The sequence below is a fragment of the Acinetobacter sp. AB03 genome (assembly GCF_058107045.1).
Genome location: NZ_JBUEBA010000002.1, coordinates 1,546,110 through 1,546,911, shown reverse-complemented (window position 1 = coordinate 1,546,911; position 802 = coordinate 1,546,110). Strand labels below are relative to the sequence as shown.

The 802-nt window shown below is 34.3% G+C and carries 1 protein-coding gene and 1 pseudogene; both read left to right on the top strand.

The features are described from left to right. Window positions 1-133: 133 nt before the first annotated feature. Window positions 134-316 (top strand): annotated as a pseudogene (locus tag ACY3FQ_RS07865) (hypothetical protein); the annotation flags it as partial. A 4-nt stretch (window positions 317-320) separates the two neighbouring features. Further along, window positions 321-802: DUF445 domain-containing protein (locus ACY3FQ_RS07860; protein WP_489773807.1), on the top strand; the 482-nt coding region annotated here is incomplete at its 3' end.

Here is an 802-nt window from a genome sequence, read left to right as displayed (position 1 = left end):
GATATAACTCATTGAGATGCATCATAGTATTCGTCGTTAGAAAACAATTATTGTGACATTATTTCAATGAGTTATCTATTTTTGTCGTGTACAGAGGAATTTTTTGATGTATGCAGAAGAAAAAGAAGAAAAAAAAGAAGAAAAAACTGCTTTAGCATTCCATTTAATACAGGCTCTTTATGGTCATGACCAACGTGACCGAGAGGCTTTTCATCCGCATTCTTCACTTATTCCGAATGTCTATGTACAGCAAGCCCGCCAGCAATTGCAAGATAATGTCAAATTTTTATCGATTAAACACTTAGAGCGAAAATAGTTGTATGCAAAAAATCAAAGAACTAATAAAACCGCAACTAGATGATCTATTTGTTGATATTCATAAATTGGTGAAAAAGTCGCTAGATAGACAGCCTTCTTCACCTGAAGTATTGACGAAAGACATGCAGCAAAAACTTGATCAGCAGATCGCTGAAAAATGGCATGACATTAAAGATAGTGTTGATTATTTGAGTCAAAAGTTGAGCCGAGACGAACAATCAAAACTGATGCAATTTACTGAAGATGAATTTAATAAAAGAAGGAGGCAATTCAACCAGAATGTAGATAAAAAATCATACAGAATTAAGCTAAATCCACATACGAAACGGATAGTACTGCCTAGAAAAATTGAGAGTACAGAGTCACGATTAAAACACGGGCATCTACATATTCTGGTAGTCAAGGAATTAAGGCAGTATTGGCAAGATTCATTTGAATATTGGGATGAACCGAAGTACTTATGGGGAAATTTATGCTTAAGTTT